The sequence below is a fragment of the Paraburkholderia sp. J8-2 genome (genome assembly GCF_905220195.1).
GTDB lineage: Bacteria > Pseudomonadota > Gammaproteobacteria > Burkholderiales > Burkholderiaceae > Paraburkholderia.
Genome location: NZ_CAJMZA010000019.1, coordinates 113,803 through 132,328, shown reverse-complemented (window position 1 = coordinate 132,328; position 18,526 = coordinate 113,803). Strand labels below are relative to the sequence as shown.

The following is an 18,526-nucleotide window of genomic DNA, read 5'->3' as shown; positions in this document are numbered from 1 at the left end:
TTCCTCGATTGTCCGCGCAGTGTGGTGAAACCCGGTTTGCAATCTCGTGCGCCTCGCGGCCTGCCTGGCCGGTGTTGAACACCGCACAATTTCCTCGAAACGCATTACGCAAAGCATTCGATTTGCATTCCGGCTCACATGTTTGTTATCGAATTGAAGGCATAAATGCCACAGATCAACTGTACGATACTAAGCCGAAAATCTGATGGTGACCTTAAGCGCTTTCCCTTCTTCCGATGTATCGAAACATGCGGAACCGTCATTGTGACGAATCGATGTGACAGTTTTCATCCTGCTGCCGCAATCGACGGAAATTGTGACGACCGCCGTTGACATGCCTCGCGTGCGGCCCAGGCACGATCCGTGCTGCGCTCGTGAGAAGGGGCTTATACGATCTGATCTATGCAAGCTGCGTGCCACTCTGGTTGCGCGCCTTTCGCATGCCCTGGAAGAATTGTCCGGTGGGTTTTCATTCGCTTTGCATCGCCTCCGCCATATCGGACAAGTTTTCGCTGATCGCCGACATTGCGTAAAAACGACTCACAATCGGGTTACGATGAATCAAACGGCGTGACTGCGGGTCCCCGCCGCGAATGTGCGAGCGGCGTGGCGCAGGGAACGCTGCCCGGCAGGTCGGGACGACTGCCCGGGATGTCATGCTGGCCGGGCACCGTCGCGGTGCGTTGCCTGCTCAACCAAGCGCCACCGTGAGCCGTCATTGTCCATGCGCATTCTCTTCGTCATCGGCAACCTGGGCGACTACCACGTCCCTCGCTACGAGGCGCTCGTTAGCGCAGCCTCCGGTCGCGGCCACCAGGTGGCGCTTCTCGAGGTCTTTGCGCGCTCCGGCGTCTACGGCTTCCCGCAGGAACGCCGTGCCGCCTTCTTTGCGAACCGCCCGCGAATGGCGGAAACATTGGTGAAAGACGGCGCAGACAGCGACGGCCTCGGCGCGCGCGACACCGCGCGTCTCATTGCGAAGGTACGCAATTTCATGCCCGACGTGGTCATCACGCTCGGCTACAACACCGGCTATTCGGCGGTGCTCTGTTTTCTCAGGCATCTCACGCGGCGCTTCAAGCTCATCTACATGTCTGACTCGAAGGCCGACGACGGACTGCGTCAGCGCACCAAGGAGCGGCTCAAGCGTTTCATCGTGAGCCGCTTCGACGGCGCACTCGTCGCGGGCGAGAAGCATCGCCGCTACGCACAATCGCTTGGCATCCCGAAGGAACGCTCGCGCATTGGCTTCGACGTGATCGATGTCGATTATTTTTCGGATCTCGCGCAGGCCGCGAGCGACAACCCGGCAGCCGTGCGCTCCCGTTTCGGACTGCCGCAGCGCTACGTGCTGTGCGTGAGCCGCTTCGTGGCCCGCAAGAATGTCGACGTGCTGATCGATGCCTACCGCAAATCCGGCGTATACAACGAGCATATCGGCCTCGTTCTGGTGGGTCAGGGTCCGCTTGAAGCGCAACTGCGTGCGCGCATCGCGTCGCTCGGCCTCACGCCGCATGTGACGATACTGAACTCACTCGCTAATCAGGAAATGCCGAATCTTTATGCCCTCGCGGAATTCGTCGTACTAGCGAGCGAATTCGATCAATGGGGGTTGTGCGTGAACGAAGCGTTCGCGGCCGGGTGTCCTGCCATCGTCACGCGCACCTGCGGCGTGGCTGGCGAAGTGGTGATAGACGGCGTGAACGGCTTCGTGGTCGAACCGCGCGATGTCTCGACACTCGCGCAACGTATCGGCGAACTGGGCGGCGAGCCCGCGCTGCGCGAGCGCTTTGCCGCCGGCGCGCAAAGTACGATCCGGCGCTGGACACCGTTGCTCTTCGCATCGAACGCGCTGGAGCTTGCCGAGGTCACGACCCGCCGCGCAAGCGACCCTGCGCAGCACGAACTCGTTTAGCGCGTCGCCGCTCAGAGATTGGGTGCGAAAACCCGGCCTGGCGCGAACTTCCGCTTGAGCGTGCGCATCAGCAAATAAACCGTGCCGTGGCGCTCGACGCCTAGCCGCTGCGTGAGCGTCGCACCAAATCCATTGAGGAAGCTGAATGTCGACGGGCTCGAAAAACCGTCGAAGTCGAACGTGAGCTTGCGCTCGAGCGCACGGCCAATGCCGCTCCACAGCAGCAGGCTGATCGATCCGCTGTGCGCGTCCTGCGCGCGCGACGAGAGCAGGTAATACATCGTCTGATGGTCCCAAACGAGGCCGACCGCCGCCACGAGCTTACCGCACGGCCCATAGGCGCCGAGCAGCATCCCGGCCTTGCGTTCGACGAACGCGTTGACGAGCTCGCGCATGACCGCGTCCCCGTACGCGTTGGTACGCGAGCGCGCCGCGAGATTCGCTTCGTAGAACGCAATGAACTCGCCGGGCGTGAGGTCCGGCACGACGGTCAGCTCACGCGAGGCGCTGCGGATCACATTGCGCGTCTTGCTGTTCAAACGCTTCCACGCTTCGTCCGCCGTGGTATTGCGGTCGATGCGGAACGTGTAGCGCGCCGACACCGTGAAACCATGCAGCGCGAACGCAAGTGCGTCGTCAATGCGCGGGTCGAGCACCTGGAAAAAACTGTCGCAGTCGGGCAACTGCTCGATCAGCTTTCCGGTGACGTCGAGTTCATGATGCAACTGGCGAGCCTCGCTGCCGGTCACGGACTTGATTACCGGACCGAGCGTGCGCGTGAGCGGCGGCAGATGCGAGACACGCCATAGTCGCGTGCGCTGCATCGCGTACGGCATCTCGCCGACGACCTCGTCGTTCTGCTTCACCACCGCAAGCTTCCAGCTGCCTTGCGTGGCGATATCGAGCCACCAGCGCTCGTGAAAGATCGAAGGCGCCGCGCGTACCGGCACCGGCACAACTGTCTCAGCCGGTGCCTCGAGAACGGGCAACGTCCGGTCGTTTATGGTCGTCATCAATCACCGATATATTCTGTCTGCAAGCGCCGCGGGTGACACACGCGCTTTATCTCCCCCCCCGGCGCCCACGCTCCTCAACCGTCTCTAGTCGGCATGGCAACGGCGTGTACGTCCGCGGCAAGCGTTTGTTCTCCCGGGTCTTGCGACTATGCGCAAGACGGCACTTCGAGCACTTCTATTTTTGTTTCCGGGTTCACCTGCTCGCGCTGCCATGGAGCGCTACACTCCATGGCGGCGAACTGCCATTCGTACATCGCCTCCAGTCTACGAACAGCACCCTGCCCGTTTACGCCAAAACCAAGACGTATGCGGTTAGATTATCCCCCTGGAAGATTTTCTTCCGATCATAATGCTCGATTTCGCATTGCAGCATCATGTCAATCTGCAGACTTTTTGCGCCCATTTACGCACGCGCAGAACGTCTAACGATAACGATCGGCGACCCGGCATTTTAGTTAGGATTCCATTTGATCTGATGTATTCCAGACCGGCGCCTTTCAAGCGAGCGGCTGCGTCGCCATGGCTCGCGTGAGCCCGTGCATGGGACGGCGTACCGCCACGTCGAACGGGTTCGTTTGCGGCCCGATGATCTCGGCCTGCCGTTTGAGCAGTTCGACGATCGTGGGCAACCGGTCTTCAGTGAGGCGCGCAGCCAGCGTGCCCACGCTCAGCGCGCCCACGGCGCAACCGTTCTGGTCCAGAATCGGCACAGCCACGCCCGCCATGCCCTCCAGCACGCCGGTATTGCGCCCCGCGTAGCCGAGCTTGCGCACACGCTCGATCTCCGTACGCAAATACACCTCGTCCAGCACGCCGTAGCTGCGCAGACGCGGCACGTTGAAGCGAATGATTTCCTCGCGCTCGGCTTCGGGCTGGAACGCGAGAATCGCAAGACTGCCCTGGCCCACGCCGAGCGCCACGCGCCCGCCGATATCGCCCGTGAACGAGCGGATCGGAAACGGCCCTTCGCACATGTCGAGGCAAACCGCGTCGAAGCTGCTCTTCACGAGCAAAAAAATGGTGTCGCCAAGGCTTGCGCACAGACGCAGCAACGCGGGCCGGCATAGCGTGCGCATGCCGCTCGGATTGCCCGCCTGCGCCGCGAGCGCAAAGAAGTCCACGCTCAGCCGATAGCGTTTGGTGCCCTCGTCCTGCTCGACCACCCCTTCGGCGATCAGCCCCTGCAGCAGCCGGTGCACGGTGGCCTGCGTCAGCCCCACAGCCTTGGCGAGCGCAGTGACACGGCTGCCTTCCGCCTGGCTCACGCCCAAGGCGCGGATCACCGCGAATGCGCGCTGCAACACGCCCGCACCGCGCGCGTCGTCGGCTGGCGTTCCACTTTTCTCTTCCACTGCCGTCATATCGACCTCGATTTATTTCATTCAGCGGAATATCCGCGGAATGCTCGTACGAATGCGCATGCCGCTCGAACCGTTGGGCCGCCGTACAGCGCTTCGCCTGTGGCGGGCGGTTCAGGGATTTCCCGAAGTTCATCAAATGAAATCGCCTGTAGATTAGCAAGCGATCACATTCCATAGAACGGAATATAAGGCAGATTTCTATCGCCCGATGGAATTTTAAATTGACGACCCAAAATTTGGCTAGCTACAGTCGGCTCAACGTCAGGCACCGCAGTTCACTCAGCGCGTGCCGGCGCAACCCATGCACTGGAAGGCCACACCATGTCGTTCCTCACCCTGACCGATGTGTCGAAATCGTTCGGCGACCTGCAGGCGGTCACCGGCGTCAATTTGTCGGTGGAAAAAGGCGAGTTCGTCTCGCTGCTCGGCCCCTCGGGCTGCGGCAAAACCACGACGCTGCAGATGATCGCCGGCTTCGTGGAGACCACGCGCGGACGCATCACGCTCGACGGGCGCGACATCACGCATATGCCGCCAAACAAGCGCGGCCTCGGCATCGTGTTCCAGAGCTACGCGCTCTTTCCGCATATGAGCGTGGAGCAGAACGTGAGCTTCGGCCTCGAAATGCGCGGCGTGGACAAAGCCGAGCGCAAGGATCGCATTCGCGAGGCGCTTGCGCTCGTGCGCCTCGACGCTTACGCGCATCGCTTTCCGCGCGAGCTTTCGGGCGGCCAGCGCCAGCGCGTGGCGATCGCGCGCGCCATTGTGATCGCGCCACCCGTGCTGCTGCTCGACGAACCAATGTCCAATCTCGACGCCAAGCTGCGCGAAGACATGCAGTTCGAACTGCGTGCCATCCAACGCAAGATCGGCACGACCACGCTGATGGTCACGCACGATCAATCGGAGGCGCTCTCCATCAGCGACCGCGTGGTCGTGATGGAAAGCGGCCGCATCACCCAGGTCGACACGCCTTATCGCGCGTATGAGCGGCCCGAGAATGATTTCGTCTCGCAGTTCATCGGCAAGGCCAACATGCTCGCGGGCCGCATCGTCGCGCGCGAGGGCGACACGATCCGCGTGGACCTCGGCCACGAACTCGCGGAAACGGGGTCGACTGCGCAACTGCCCGAGCGCGGCCGCGCGGTAGGGGTGGGCGACGCGATCACGCTGTGCATCCGCCCCGAAAAGCTCAAGCTGTGCGCAAGCGGCTCGGGCCGTCTTGCAGGTCGTGTGACGAGCCGCTTCTTCCTCGGCAGCCAGTGGCTCTACCGCCTCGACAGCCGTGCAGGAGAGATGCTGGTGTGCTGCCAGAACGAGGGCAAGGAGCCGCTGGCCGAAGGCGAGCAGGTGGGCATTGACTGGCATAGCGACGCGGTCCGCTTCATTCACAAGGAGAGCGCTCGTGTCCAGCACGCTTGACGCTTCACAACGCGCGCCGCGCGCCAGCGTGCGCGCGGGCTGGCAGGCCTACCTGCCGCTCTGGCTCATGAGCGCGCCCGCGATGCTGCTGTTCGCCGCGCTCGTGCTCGTGCCGCTCGCGATGACCCTCGCGCTCACGTTCTACCGCTTCGATCCGATGAGCGGCCCGATCGCCGCATTCGATCTGCACAACTACGTAGAGGTGCTGGGCTCGTCGTACTTCCACACCATCTTCCTGCGCACGTTTGGCATTGCGGCGCTCACCACGCTGCTGTGCGTCGTGATCGGCACGCCCGAGGCGTACATCCTCTCGCGCATGCGCGACCCGTGGCGCTCGCTGTTCCTGCTCGTGATCCTCGCCCCGCTGCTGGTTTCCGTGGTCGTGCGCGCGTTCGGCTGGAGCATGCTGCTCAACATGAACGGCCTCGTGAACCAGTTCTTCGGCTTGTTCGGCGCGGGGCCCTTCAAGCTCGAATACACGACGTTCGCCATCGTCATCGCACTCGTGCACGTGATGCTGCCGTTCATGGTGATCCCGGTGTGGACCGCGCTGCAAAGGCTCGATCCGCAAACCGAGAACGCGGCGCTCTCGCTGATGGCCTCGCCCTTTACCACCATGCGCCGCATCGTGCTGCCGCAACTCATGCCCGGCATTCTCTCGGGCAGCCTCATGGTGTTCGGCCTCTCGGCGAGCGCCTTTGCAATTCCGGGCCTGCTGGGCGGCCGGCGTCTGAAAGTGGCGGCGACCGCCGTGTACGACCAGTTCCTCAGTTCGATGAACTGGCCGCTCGGCGCGACCATTGCCGTGCTGCTGCTCGTCGCCAATCTCGTAGTGATGCTCACTTACTACCGCGTGCTCGAACGGCGCTACGCGCGCAGCATGGGCTAAGGAAAAAACATCATGCGCAAAAACGGACCGCTCGCCCTCACGTTCCATAGCTTTGTCATTCTGTTCGTGCTGGCGCCGCTCGTCATCGTCATTCTCGTGGCCTTCACGCCCGACGAAACCTTGACGCTCCCCACGCACGGCTTCTCGCTGCGCTGGTTCCGCGCGATTCTCGACTACCCCGACTTCATCACCGCGTTCTTCAATAGCCTCAAGCTCGCGTTTGCCTCGGCCACGCTCTCGCTCATCGTCGCGCTGCCCGCGGGCCTCGCGATTGGCCGCGCGCGCTTTCCGGGCCGCGGCTTTCTCAACGCGCTGCTGCTGTCGCCGCTCGTGATTCCGGGGCTCGTGCTGGGCATCGCGCTGCTGCGCTTTTTCGCGCTGATTGGCGCAACCGGCTCGTTCGCGTGGCTGATCCTCGCGCACATGATCATCATCACGCCGTTCGTCATGCGGCTCGTGCTCGCCTCGGTGAGCGGCCTCGACCGCAGCATCGAGCATGCGGCCGCCTCGCTCGGCGCGAACGCGTGGACCACCTTCCGCCGCGTCACGCTGCCGATGATCGTGCCCGGCATTACGGGCGGCTGGCTACTCGCGTTCATCAACAGCTTCGATGAACTGACGATGTCTATCTTCGTGACCTCGCCGCAAACCGTCACGCTGCCCGTGCGCATGTATATGTACGCGACCGAGTCGATCGACCCGATGATGGCTTCCGTTTCCGCGCTCGTCATTTTCATCACGGCCGGCGCCATGTTCCTGCTCGACCGTGTGTACGGGCTCAACCGCATTCTGATCGGGCAGCACTGAGCACCGCCCGCCTCTTCCGATTCCTGCTGCCGCGCCACTGATCTTTCATGAGCACCGTCACGCCGCTTTCCCCTGCCCAGTTCGTCCGCGTTGCCGATACCGCGCGCGCGAGCGTTTCCTTCGTTCTAGACGGCGTCGAAGTCAAGGCGCTCGCGGGCGATACGCTGCTCACCGCGATCCTCACGCACCAGCGCCACGTGCGCCGCAGCGAATTCAGCGCAGAACCGCGCGCGGGTTTCTGCCTGATCGGCGCTTGCCAGGACTGCTGGGTACGCAGCGAGGACGGCACGCGCCTGCGCGCCTGCTCCACGCCGCTGCGTGAAGGCATGCGCGTATTGACGCGAATCAGTTCGGATACCGAATTGTGTGAAGGAGGTGCGCAATGAGCGCAGCCAAGCCTCCTCGAATCGTCATCGTTGGCGCGGGACCCGCTGGCATTCGCGCCGCGCAAACGCTCGTGGCCGCCGGACTGCGCCCGACCGTGATCGACGAGAACGCGCGCTGGGGCGGCCAGATCTATCGCCAGCCCGCTGCCGATGCGGGCTTTTCGCGCACGAAGGCCGCGCTCTACGGCTTCGAGGCGAAGAAGGCCGATGCCGTTCATCGCGCCATGGCCGACCTCCTCCCGAAGATCGAGTATCGGCCCGACACGCTCGCCTGGTCGTGTGAGCCTGGGCGGCTCGATACCTTGCGCGAGGGTCGCGAGGCCACTGTGCCCTGGTCGCATCTGATCATCGCGAGCGGCGCGACCGACCGCATCGTGCCGCTGCCAGGCTGGACGCTGCCCGGCGTTTATACGCTCGGCGGCGCGCAGGTCGCGTTGAAGGCGCAGGGTTGCGCCATTGGCCGGCGCACCGTATTCGCCGGCACTGGGCCGCTGCTTTATCTGGTTGCCTACCAATACGCCAAAGCGGGCGCGCAAGTGGCCGCCGTGCTCGATACGAGTCCGTTCGCGCGCCAGGCCGCCGCTACGCCGAAGCTCCTCAACCAGCCGGGCACCTTCGCCAAGGGCGTTTATTACGTCGCGTGGCTCAAGGCGCATGGCGTGCGCATGGAGCACGGCGTTTCGCTTGCGGCCATCGAAGGCGACGAAGCGGTGCAATACATCCGCTGGCACGCGGCCGACGGGAAAGAGCAGGCCATGGCTTGCGACGCGGTCGGCCTCGGCTACGGCTTGCGGCCCGAAACGCAACTCGCCGATCTCGCGGGCTGCCGCTTCGCCTTCGACACCCTCAACCGCTGCTGGCTGCCCGAACGCGATGCGGCGGGCCGCAGCTCCGTGCCGGGCGTTTATCTCGCTGGTGATGGCGCAGGTATCGCAGGCGCGGATGCCGCCGAACTTGCGGGCCGCCGCACGGCACTCGCGGTGCTCGAAGACATAGGCATTGAAGCGCCGCAGCATGACGCACATTTGCCCGATGCCGCAACGCTCGAAAGGCGGCTTGAGCGCATTACGCGCTTTCGCGTGGGCATCGAGCAGGCGTTCGCGCCTCCGGCCAATTGCGCCGCCAGCTGGCCCGACGACCTGACCGTCTGCCGCTGCGAGGAGGTCGATGCAGGCACGTTGCGTAGCTGCATCCGCAACGGTCTCGCCACCGAAGTCAATCGCCTGAAGGCGCTCACGCGCATCGGCATGGGGCGCTGCCAGGGGCGCATGTGCGGCGAATCCGCCATGGCGCTCCTGAGCGCCGAAACCGGCAAGCCGCTGCACGAAGTGGGCCGTTTGCGCAGCCAGGCGCCCATCAAGCCAATTCCCATTTCACCGATGCTGTTCGACGACGGCGTGCAGGTCATCGAAGAGGAAGCCCACGATGAGTGACACGCGCCACTTCCAGGTTGTGATTGCGGGCGGCGGGCTCGTCGGCGCATCGGCGGCGCTCGCGCTCGCGCGCAAGGGCGTGAGCGTCGGCTTGTTCGAGCGGCGCTTTTGCGGCGCGCAGGCCAGCGGCGTGAACTATGGCGGCGTGCGCACGCACGGCCGCAGCGCCGAGCAACTGCCGCTCGCGGTGCGCGCCCGGCGCGTGTGGAACCGCTTGCCCGAACTGATCGGCATCGACGGCGAATTCGTCGTTTCGGGACATTTGCGCCTCGCGCGCCGTGACAGCGACCTCGAGGCGCTGCACGCATGGGCAGCCATGGCGCGCGAATTCGGCGTGGAGTCGCGGGTCATGAGCGGCGACGCGTTTCGCCGCCGCTACCCGTGGCTCGGCAAGGCCGCCATCGGCGGCGCGCTCTGCGCGAGCGACGGCCATGCGAATCCGCGTCTCGTCTCGCCCGGCTTTGCGGCGGCGGCGCGGCGCGCTGGCGCGCACGTGCAGGAGCAGACCGCGATCAGCGACCTGAGCTTCGACGGCCGGCGCTTCCAGATGCGCGCGGGCAACGAGCGCATCAGCGCCGACTGGCTCATCAACTCGTCGGGCGCGTGGGCCAATACGGTGGCGGGCGCATTCGGCGAAACCGTGCCGATGAAGCCGATCTACCCGAACATGTGGGTGACCGAGCCGCTGCCGCGCTTTATCGAGCACAACCTCGGCGTGTATGGCGGCGGCGTCTACGCCCGCCAGGTCGAGCGCGGCAACTGCGTGATCGGCGGCGGGCGCGGGCACGGCGACGGCGAATACGCGCAGCCTTCCACCGCCACCACGCGCGCCGTCATGCGCGACGCCTGCGCGCTGCTGCCCGGCCTGCGCGACGCCCTGCTGATCCGCACGTGGAGCGGCGTGGAAGGCGAAACGCCGGACAGCAACCCCATCATCGGTTTCAGCAACACCACGCCGCGCCTCTTGCACGCGTTCGGCTTTTCCGGCGGCGGCTTTTTGCTGGCGCCGGGCGTAGGCGAAGTCCTCGCCGAACTCGTGACCGATGGCGCGACGAGCACGCCCATCGAAGCATTCGCTATCGGCCGCTTCACGCAGTCTTCCGTTCATGCCGCTCTCCCAATCAAATAAGGAGTCCCCACGATGAAATTCACACGCACACTGGTTTCGCTAGCCGCACTCTTTGCCGTTGGCTTCTCGGCCAGCGCCTGGTCGCAAACGAAGACGATCTACATCGGCATGAACGGCGGCCCGATGGAGAAGGCCTACACGAGTCAGGTCCTGCCCGACTTCGAAAAGGCCAACAACGTGAAGGTGGTGGTCGTGCCGGGCACCTCTTCCGACGTGCTCGCGAAGCTTCTGGCCAACCGCAACAGCCCGCAGATGCATGTCGCCTTTCTCGACGACGGCGTGATGGCGCGCGCCGTGAGCATGGGCGTATGCGAGAAGCTCGACGACTCGCCCGTGCTCAAGGAGCTGTATCCGTTCGCGCGCATGAAGGGCGACGTGGGCGCGGGCGTGCAGCTTGGCATGACGGGCATTGGCTACAACACGAAGCTGTTCGCGGATAAGGGCTGGGCGCCGCCCACCTCGTGGCTCGACTTCGCCAATCCCAAGTACAAGGGCAAGGTGGTGTTCCAGTCGGCTTCGAGCAGCACGTTCGGGCTGCACGGCTTTCTCGCCATCAACCGCCTGATGGGCGGCAGCGAAACCAACGTCGAGCCGGGCTTCACGAAATGGGGGAGCACGGTGGGCCCGAACGTCGTCGAATACATTCCGAACTCGGCCAAGCTCTCGGAAATGATCCAGACCGGCGAAGCCGGCATCTTCCCGCTTACGCCCACGGCTGTGGGCGACCTGAAGGACAAGGGCCTGCCCGTGGCCTACGCCAACCCGAAGGAAGGCGCCGTGCTGCTGCTCGTGGACCTGTGCGTGGTGAAGAACAATCCGGACCCGCAACTCGCGCAAAAGCTCGCGCAGTTCCTGCTTTCGGCGCCTGCGCAAAGCAAGGCCGCCGCCGCCGGCAAGCAGATTCCGACCAACCAGAACGCGACCATGCCGCCCGATATGCAAAAGAGCCTGGGCAACCTCGACCAGCTCGTGAAGAAGGTGACGGTGGTGGACTGGGACGTCATCAACGAGCACCGCGCGCAGTGGGATTCGCGCTGGAACCGCCAGATCGAGCAATGATCGTTTGATTGGAGGGCGATAGCAGGGGGCGGCGGGCGCGGCGCGTCCTGTATGATCCACGGGTTGTCGAACCGCCCGCTCGCCCATGCGCTCCACCCTCGATGCTTCGTTTCGCCTTTCCGTTTTCGCCCGTACTCCGCGTGCGGGCATTCTCGCACTGGCGATAGCCGCCGCGTGCGCGCTGCCGGGGTGCGCAACCGGCCCGGCTTCGCAAAATCAGGCCGGGCAGGCGCTCCCGCCCGACACGGTCACGCTCTTCCCGATCGAGCATTACGACCAGAACGTCGATCGCTGGATCGATCCGGCCAGCGCCGATTACGACAAGCCCTTCATTGCCGCAGACGTCCAGCGCGCGCATTTCGCTGCGCTCGTCGCGCGTTATTTCGGTGCGGGTCCGAACGACCCGTCGCCGTGGAATCGCGCGTTTGTCGAGCAGCGCGTGTATCGCGACGGCGGCAGCGACATCGCCGCCCTGCAAACGCGCCGCCTCGCCTACTTCGACAACACGGACAAGGAAGCCCGGCGCATTGGCTACGGCATGAATTTCCGGCCGCACACGAAGGCGTGGATCGACGCCATCGAGCGCAACGCCAACGTCAACCAGTTCGAGCAGGCGAGCGGCTTCGACCCCACGCGCCGCGCTATCGCCACGACCGCGCTGTACGTGCGCGAGTTGCCCACCATCGACCCGTCGTTCTATTCGCATCGCATTGCGGGCGAAGGCTATCCGTTCGACAACCTGCAGGTGAGCGCCGTGCGGCCAGGCACGCCGCTCTACGTGCTCGGCACGAGCGCCGACGGCGCCTGGCGCTACGTGCAGACGCCGGACGTGCAAGGCTGGGTGCGCAGCGACGGCGTGGCGGGCGTAGACAACGTGTTCGTTTCGGCGTGGCGCGCGGCGGCGCACCGCTCGCTCGGCGTCGTGGTGGTGGCCTCCGCGGCGCTGCGCGACGACGGCGGCGTGTTCCGCTTCGAAGCGCCCGCGGGCACGCTGCTGCCGCTGCGGCCCGCTTCCGGCGCGACGCCGGGCGAAGTGCTCGTGCCGGCGCGCGACATCAACGGCCACGCGGCGATCCGCACGGCGGCGCTCGATTCCAACGCCATCGTGCCCGCACCGCTCGCGGCCACGCCGCGCCATCTCGCGCAGTTGATGAAGGCGCTCATTGGCCGCCCCTACGGCTGGGGCAACACGAACTTCGACAACGACTGCTCGGCCGAACTGCAGAGCATTTTCGCGGCGTTCGGCGTGTGGCTGCCGCGCCATTCGTCCACGCAGATGAACGCCGGAGAGATGACCGATCTTTCGGCCGCCACGCCCGCGCAACGCCTCGACTGGCTCGTGCAGCACGGCGCGCCCATGCGCACGATCATCTATATTGGCGGCCACGTCATGCTCTATCTCGGCAACACGGAGCGCGACGGCAAGACGGTGCCGCTCGTCTATCAGGACGTGTGGGGCCTGCGCCCCGCCGACAACAGCCGCCGCGCCGTGATTGGCGGCTCGGTGATCCTTCCGCTGCTACTGACCTACCCCGAAGACCCACGCCTCGAATCGCTTGCTGGCACACCGGTTTTCCAGGTCAGTATCCTGGGCGTGCCCGCCGGAGCCACGCCGCCTCAGGATGAGGAGAATCCGGCCGGGTAAGGCAAGGAAAGGGGCGTCGTTTTTGGGGCAGAGTGTGATCGTTTCTCCCAGGATGACAGATTCCGCACGGTCGTACAAAAATAGCCCCCATCGAACCTTGCATTCCGTCCACGTTGCACACCTCTCGTCTGGGGAGAAACGATCGGTGAACGCGCATTCAATCCGGCTCATGCCTTGCAGCAAGCCCACGATGACCACGCGCTCGCCCACGATGCTCCAGCGCGAGCGACAGGACCCCGGCCGCCGCGCCAGAGCGCCGCACTTCGCGCTGTACTGCGTGCAGTGCGCTGCGCAGTACGCTGAATAGCACCCCGAGCAGTACTCCCAGTTTCCCGATTTCGAGCGGTTCCGCCAGGAACCCCGGCCTCCTGTTGCCTGAAATTTTCTGTGCGGTTTTACCTGGAGCATTGCCTGAAGCGCCCGTAGCACCGTGTCAGCATCGACCTCAATCCATAAATAACACTAAGGATGACGAAATGTTACAACGCGACAACCTCGGCATGAAACGACTGGTGCGCTGCCTCGCGGCGGCCGGTTTGATGGGCGCGGCAGGTGTCGCGAGCGCGCAGAGCACCGTCACGCTGTACGGCATCGTCGACGGGTCGATTCTCTACACGAGCCACACGATGAACATGCTGACGGGCCAGAACGCCGGTCATCAGTTCTCGTTCACGGACAGCGGCATGTCTGGCTCGAACTTCGGCATGCGCGGCGTCGAGGACCTGGGCGGCGGCATGCGCGCGGTGTTCGCGCTTGAAAGCGGCATTAGCATCGCGAACGGCCAGTTCAGCAATTCCAACGGCAACTTCTTCGGGCGTCAGGCGTGGGTCGGCATGGAGAGTCCCTACGGTACGGTCAAGGCCGGTTTGCAGTACTCACCGTTCTTCCTCTCGCTTTACCAGACAGACCCGCGCGGCATGTCGTACTTCGGCAGCGGTCTCGTGAGCTACGTGAACAACGTGTACGTGACCGGCCTCTTCAACAGCAACGCGATCACCTACACGTCGCCGGAAATCGCCGGCATCCAGGCGATGGGCATGTTCGCCATGGGCGGCGCAGCGGGCAACTTCCAGGCGGGACGCCAGTATTCGGCGAGCCTGCGCTACCACATCGCAGGCTTCACGCTCACCGGCGCGCTCTACAGCGGCAACGCCGGCGGCAGCGCGACCTCCACGCCGGTGCCGAGCACCGTGGAGTTCGTGGGCCGCACGATCGGCGCGAGCTACCGCTTCCCGAACTCGTTCACGATCTCCGCTTCGTATGCCCTCTACAAGGTTGCGCAGTCGTTCGACAACAGCGTCTACTCCGGCGGGTTCAGCTACATGATCACGCCCTACCTCGACGTGGATGCAGGCGTCTGGTACACGCGCGACGGCAACGACGGCAGCAATCACTCGCTGCTCGCGTCGACCGGCCTGCAGTTCTTTCTCTCCAAACGCACGACGCTTTACGGCCAGTTTGGCTACGTGAACAATCACGGACGCATGGACACGGGCCTGTCGATCAACAACGCGCTCTTTGAAGTCTCCGGCTCGACGGTGGGCGCAAGCATCGGCATACGGCATCTGTTCTGATGCGCGGCAGTGTTCCGCGAAGCGCGTGGCGCGACGCGGAACACGCTCGCGTGGCCTAGCCTTCTCGCCACGCGCACACGTCGCCTCGCGCAAGCTCACGCGCGCCCAGCACGAACTGTGCCCCTTCGGGGGCCGGAGCCTGCGCCCGTTGCTCGCCAAAGTTGAAGGCGAAACATAATCCGCCGCGCCGGCTCACTCGCATCCCCTCCGGCAAACGCTGCGTTGCGAGGCCCGCGCCGCGCGCAGCTTCGTCGAGCATGGCGAGATGCAGTTCGCGCGTGAACCACGCGGCGGCGTAACGCACGCGCCCATGTGAGAGCAAGGCGGGCCAGCCGTCTTCGAATTGCGCCTGAATGCGCGTAGCTGCGTTCGCGCGCACGTGGTCCCGCCAATGCACGGCCGCACCCTGCACGCCGCCTACCGTGAGCGCGGGCGCGAGCGTTGGCCGCAGCGATTCGGCCTCGAGCACCTGCAAGGGCAGCACGCGCTGCAATGCGCCGGGCGGCAATTCGCCGGGAATGGCGAAGTGCGCGGTCTTCGAACCGCTGCGCGGCCCGAACACCCAGAGGCCGTCGCTGCGCTCGATCTGATCGACGAAGCTGTCGTCGATCACCGCCAGCGACGGCACCACCACGAGCCGGTACGCCGAGAGATCTGCATGCCGCGAGACGATTTCGACATCGAGGCCGAGTTCGCGCAGCGCGCTGTAGTAGTCGAACGCGAGCGTTTGATAGTCGAAGCTCGCGCCGTGGCGCTGGATCTCGTACATCCACTGGGTTTCGTAGTCGAACACGAGCGCCACCTGTGCGCGCCCCGCCGGCGCAAGCGTGCGCAACGCATCGTTCGCCGCGATCTCGCGCGCGGCCTGCTCCACCTCGCGGCCGCCCGGAGACAGCTCGTTATTCGGCAGATTGAGGCCCGAATGCATCTGTTCCTGCGCATACGGGCACTGCCGCCAGCGGAAATACGAAACAAGTTCGGCGCCGTGCGCGAACGCTTCATAGGCCCACAGGCGCACCATGCCAGGCGCCGGCACCGGATTCCAGGGCGCCCAGTTCACCGGCCCCGCCTGCTGCTCCATCACCCAGAAGCGTCCGCCGCCAATCGTGCGGTAACGGTCGTGGTCGAACGAGGAGACATCGGGGTGCGCGGTGCGTGCATAGCGGGCCTTCTCCGCTTCCGGCAGCCCGATCACTTCGGTACGCGCGATTGGATAGCTGTCCCACGTCGCCACGTCAATGGCCTTGTCCGCAGCAAACCGGTAGTGATCGAAGGTCGTGAAAAAGCCCATGAAGTTGTGCAGTACATCCGCGTTCGGCGCGTAGCGGCGCAGCACCTCCGCCTGCTCGCAATGAAAGCTCGCGACTTCGTCGGACATGTAGCGGCGAAAATCCAGATGGTGCGCCGGGTTGGCGTCGGTCGGCGTGCGTACCGGCAGCCCCACCGCTTCGAACGACGGGTACTCCATGCTCCAGAACACGTTGCCCCATGCTTCGTTGAGCGATTCGATCGTGCCGTAGCGCTTTGCGAGCCACGTCTGGAAGCGGCGCTGTGCGGCGTTCGACCAGCTCGGCACGGTGTCGTGGCAGCCCAGCTCGTTGTCGGTCTGCCATGCAACCACCGCCGGATGCGCGCCGTAGCGCTGCGCCATCGCCTCGGTAATGCGCACGCAATGCGCGCGATACGGCTCGCTCGCAATGTCGTAGTGGCGGCGCGAGCCGTAGTTCCATGGCGTGCCGTCCGCGCGCACGGGAAGCATGTCGGGCGTCGCATCGACGAGCCACTTCGGCGGCGATGCCGTGGGCGTGCCAAGCACGATCTTCAGGCCGCGCGCCGCGAGCGTTTCGATCGCGTCGTCGAGCCAGGTCCATTCATACACGCCCGCGCGCGGTTCCATGCGGCTCCACGCGAATTCGCCAATGCGCACGTGCGTGATGCCGAATTCGGCCATGCGGCGCGCGTCGTCGGCCCACATCGTGCGCGGCCATTGTTCGGGGTAGTAGCAAACACCGATTTGCATGAGTGACAATCCGCCTCGGAATAACGTCGGGATAACGAATTAGATGAAAAAGGGCCTTCGGCTGCGGCAAGTCCCGATCAGCCCTTGCTCGCGCCGAAGGTAAGCCCCGCGACAAAATGTTTCTGCATGGCGAAGAACATCAGCACCGAAGGCAGCGCCGCGAGCACCGAGCCCGCCGCCACGAGATTCCACGCCGTGGTCCACTGCCCCTTGAGCGCGGCCACGCCCACTGTGATCGGCGCGGCGTCGTCGCCTTGCGTGAGACACAGCGCCCAGAAGTAGTCGTTCCAGACGAACGTGAACACGAGAATGCCGAGTGCCGCGAGCGCGGGCCGCACGAGCGGCATGACGATGCGCCAGTAGATCGCCCATTCGCTCGCGCCTTCCACGCGCGCGGCCTCGATCAACTCGAACGGCAACTGCTTGATGAAATTGCGCAGGAACAGCGTGCAAAATCCGGTCTGGAACGACACGTGAAAAATGATGAGCGCCCACACGGTGTTGTAAAGCCCCACGCGCAGCGCCATGTCGCGCACCGGAATCATGAGGATCTGGATCGGCACGAAATTACCCGCGACGAAGGCGAACAACACCGCCGTGTTACCGCGAAACCGATACGTGGAGAGCGCGAAGCCCGCCATCGAGGCCAGCGCGATGGCGCCGATCACCGAAGGCACCGTAATCAGCACGCTATTCGCGAAGTAATGGAGCATGGGCGTTTGCGTGAGCGCCGCGCCGTAGTTTTCCAGCAGGGCGAAGTGCTTCGGCCAGCCCCAATAGTCGCCCTGCTGCAATTCTTCTGTAGAGCGGATCGACGTGACGAGCACGGCGAGCATGGGCAACAGCCAGAGCACGAGCGCAATCGGCAACGAGATCTTGTAGAGCGCGCGATTCGCGGGTTTCCAGCGATCGACGGGAAGCGGATACATAAGCGGCAACTCCGTGAAAATCAGCGTTCTTCGCGCAGCATGCGGCGCAAATGGAACACGATATAAACGAGCATGATGGCGAACAGCACGACGGCAATCGACGCCGAGTAGCCTTCGCGGTAATACTTGATCGCCTGGTCGTACATGAAGTACGCGAGCACGGTGGAGCTGTCGAACGGGCCGCCGCCGCTCATCACCGCGATGAGGTCGAAGCTGCGCAGCGCGCCGATCACCGTGAGCACGATGGCCATGAAGGTGGCCGGGCGAAGCTGCGGGAGCACCACGTGCCAGAAGAGCCGCCAGCCTTTCGCGCCTTCCATGCGCGCGGCTTCCACGATCTCCGGGTTGATGCCCGTGAGACCTGTGAGATACAGAATCATGCAGAACGGCGTTTGCGGCCACAGCGCGGCAAAGATGATGCCGAACGTCACGAGCTTCGGGTCGCCGAGCACAGGTATGCCGTGCCCGACGATCATCTTCAGGAGACCGAAGGTCGGGTCGTAGAACCACGAGAACACGAGGCCCACCACCACGCCCGAGAGCACGAACGGCGCGAAGAACAGCGACTTCACCGCGCGTATGCCGCGCACGTGCTGGTTCAGATACAGCGCGAACACGAGACCGAGCGGCGGCGCGAGCAGGAACAGCGCGAGCCACAGCAGGTTGTTCTTGAGCGCGGTATAGAACGTATCGGTCTGGAACAGCTCGACGTAGTTGGCAAGGCCGACAAACGTCTTCGCGGTCATGCCGTCCCAGTTATAGAAGCTCAGCGTAATGCTGCTGAAAATCGGGTAGATCACGCACAGCGTAAAGAGCGCGCAGCCCGGCAGCAGGAAGAACAGCGCGGCGCGATTCTGTTGCCGCCGCACAGTAGAGACGCGACGTGGCCGCGCCGCCCCAATGGGGCGCGCCAGGGTATCGGACATGGTGAAGTCTCGCCG

Annotated in this window: 16 protein-coding genes; 11 read left to right on the top strand and 5 right to left on the bottom strand. The window is 64.4% G+C overall.

The features are described 5' to 3' along the window. Both U5A52_RS30170 and U5A52_RS30165 read left to right on the top strand, forming a co-directional pair. A partial coding sequence (locus tag U5A52_RS30170) for a hypothetical protein (protein WP_321915603.1) occupies positions 1-206 on the top strand: 206 nt, incomplete at its 5' end. Positions 207-724: 518 nt separating this feature from the next. Beyond that, positions 725-1,915: a glycosyltransferase family 4 protein gene (locus U5A52_RS30165; protein ID WP_321937362.1), complete on the top strand. Its 1,191-nt coding sequence runs from the start codon at positions 725-727 to the stop codon at positions 1,913-1,915. 11 nt (positions 1,916-1,926) lie between these two features. On the opposite strand, the gene U5A52_RS30160 is transcribed toward U5A52_RS30165, so the two are convergent. After that, positions 1,927-2,928: a GNAT family N-acetyltransferase gene (locus U5A52_RS30160; protein WP_321915601.1), complete on the bottom strand. Its 1,002-nt coding sequence runs from the start codon at positions 2,926-2,928 to the stop codon at positions 1,927-1,929. Between the two features lie 500 nt (positions 2,929-3,428). Further along, the gene (locus U5A52_RS30155) at positions 3,429-4,292 is read right to left on the bottom strand and encodes an IclR family transcriptional regulator (protein ID WP_321937354.1); all 864 of its coding nucleotides are present in this window, start codon (positions 4,290-4,292) and stop codon (positions 3,429-3,431) included. Between the two features lie 321 nt (positions 4,293-4,613). On the opposite strand from U5A52_RS30155, the gene U5A52_RS30150 reads away from it, so the two are divergent. The 9 genes from U5A52_RS30150 to U5A52_RS30110 all read left to right on the top strand — a co-directional run bounded on the left by U5A52_RS30150 (position 4,614) and on the right by U5A52_RS30110 (position 14,636). Beyond that, entirely contained in the window at positions 4,614-5,714 is a 1,101-nt protein-coding gene (locus U5A52_RS30150) for an ABC transporter ATP-binding protein (protein WP_321937352.1), read from the top strand. Beyond that, positions 5,698-6,603: an ABC transporter permease gene (locus U5A52_RS30145; RefSeq protein ID WP_321937351.1), complete on the top strand. Its 906-nt coding sequence runs from the start codon at positions 5,698-5,700 to the stop codon at positions 6,601-6,603. Before U5A52_RS30150 ends, U5A52_RS30145 begins: the two co-directional genes overlap by 17 nt. A 12-nt stretch (positions 6,604-6,615) precedes the next feature. After that, positions 6,616-7,410, top strand: a complete 795-nt coding sequence (locus tag U5A52_RS30140; protein ID WP_321915597.1) for an ABC transporter permease — start codon at positions 6,616-6,618, stop codon at positions 7,408-7,410. Positions 7,411-7,457: 47 nt separating this feature from the next. Beyond that, complete coding sequence (locus U5A52_RS30135; RefSeq protein ID WP_321937350.1) at positions 7,458-7,796, top strand: (2Fe-2S)-binding protein; 339 nt, start codon at positions 7,458-7,460, stop codon at positions 7,794-7,796. Beyond that, positions 7,793-9,229, top strand: a complete 1,437-nt coding sequence (locus tag U5A52_RS30130; protein ID WP_321937348.1) for an NAD(P)/FAD-dependent oxidoreductase — start codon at positions 7,793-7,795, stop codon at positions 9,227-9,229. The genes U5A52_RS30135 and U5A52_RS30130 overlap by 4 nt, the downstream gene beginning before the upstream one ends. Then, positions 9,222-10,358 carry an FAD-binding oxidoreductase gene (locus tag U5A52_RS30125; protein ID WP_321937346.1) on the top strand — a complete coding sequence of 379 codons (1,137 nt, stop codon included), beginning with the start codon at positions 9,222-9,224 and terminating at the stop codon, positions 10,356-10,358. The genes U5A52_RS30130 and U5A52_RS30125 overlap by 8 nt, the downstream gene beginning before the upstream one ends. Positions 10,359-10,370: 12 nt before the next feature. After that, the gene (locus U5A52_RS30120) at positions 10,371-11,417 is read left to right on the top strand and encodes an ABC transporter substrate-binding protein (RefSeq protein WP_321915593.1); all 1,047 of its coding nucleotides are present in this window, start codon (positions 10,371-10,373) and stop codon (positions 11,415-11,417) included. 85 nt (positions 11,418-11,502) lie between these two features. Continuing rightward, on the top strand, positions 11,503-13,062 hold the full coding sequence (locus U5A52_RS30115; protein WP_321937344.1) for an SH3 domain-containing protein: 1,560 nt from the start codon (positions 11,503-11,505) through the stop codon (positions 13,060-13,062). Between the two features lie 476 nt (positions 13,063-13,538). After that, positions 13,539-14,636: a porin gene (locus U5A52_RS30110; RefSeq protein ID WP_415765349.1), complete on the top strand. Its 1,098-nt coding sequence runs from the start codon at positions 13,539-13,541 to the stop codon at positions 14,634-14,636. A gap of 55 nt (positions 14,637-14,691) precedes the next feature. Here U5A52_RS30110 and U5A52_RS30105 read toward each other — a convergent pair whose 3' ends face one another. The 3 genes from U5A52_RS30105 to U5A52_RS30095 all read right to left on the bottom strand — a co-directional run bounded on the left by U5A52_RS30105 (position 14,692) and on the right by U5A52_RS30095 (position 18,511). After that, positions 14,692-16,656: a beta-galactosidase gene (locus U5A52_RS30105; RefSeq protein ID WP_321937342.1), complete on the bottom strand. Its 1,965-nt coding sequence runs from the start codon at positions 16,654-16,656 to the stop codon at positions 14,692-14,694. 77 nt (positions 16,657-16,733) lie between these two features. Beyond that, positions 16,734-17,585 carry a carbohydrate ABC transporter permease gene (locus U5A52_RS30100; RefSeq protein WP_321915590.1) on the bottom strand — a complete coding sequence of 284 codons (852 nt, stop codon included), beginning with the start codon at positions 17,583-17,585 and terminating at the stop codon, positions 16,734-16,736. A gap of 20 nt (positions 17,586-17,605) precedes the next feature. Next, positions 17,606-18,511 carry a sugar ABC transporter permease gene (locus tag U5A52_RS30095; RefSeq protein ID WP_321937341.1) on the bottom strand — a complete coding sequence of 302 codons (906 nt, stop codon included), beginning with the start codon at positions 18,509-18,511 and terminating at the stop codon, positions 17,606-17,608. Positions 18,512-18,526 lie beyond the last annotated feature (15 nt).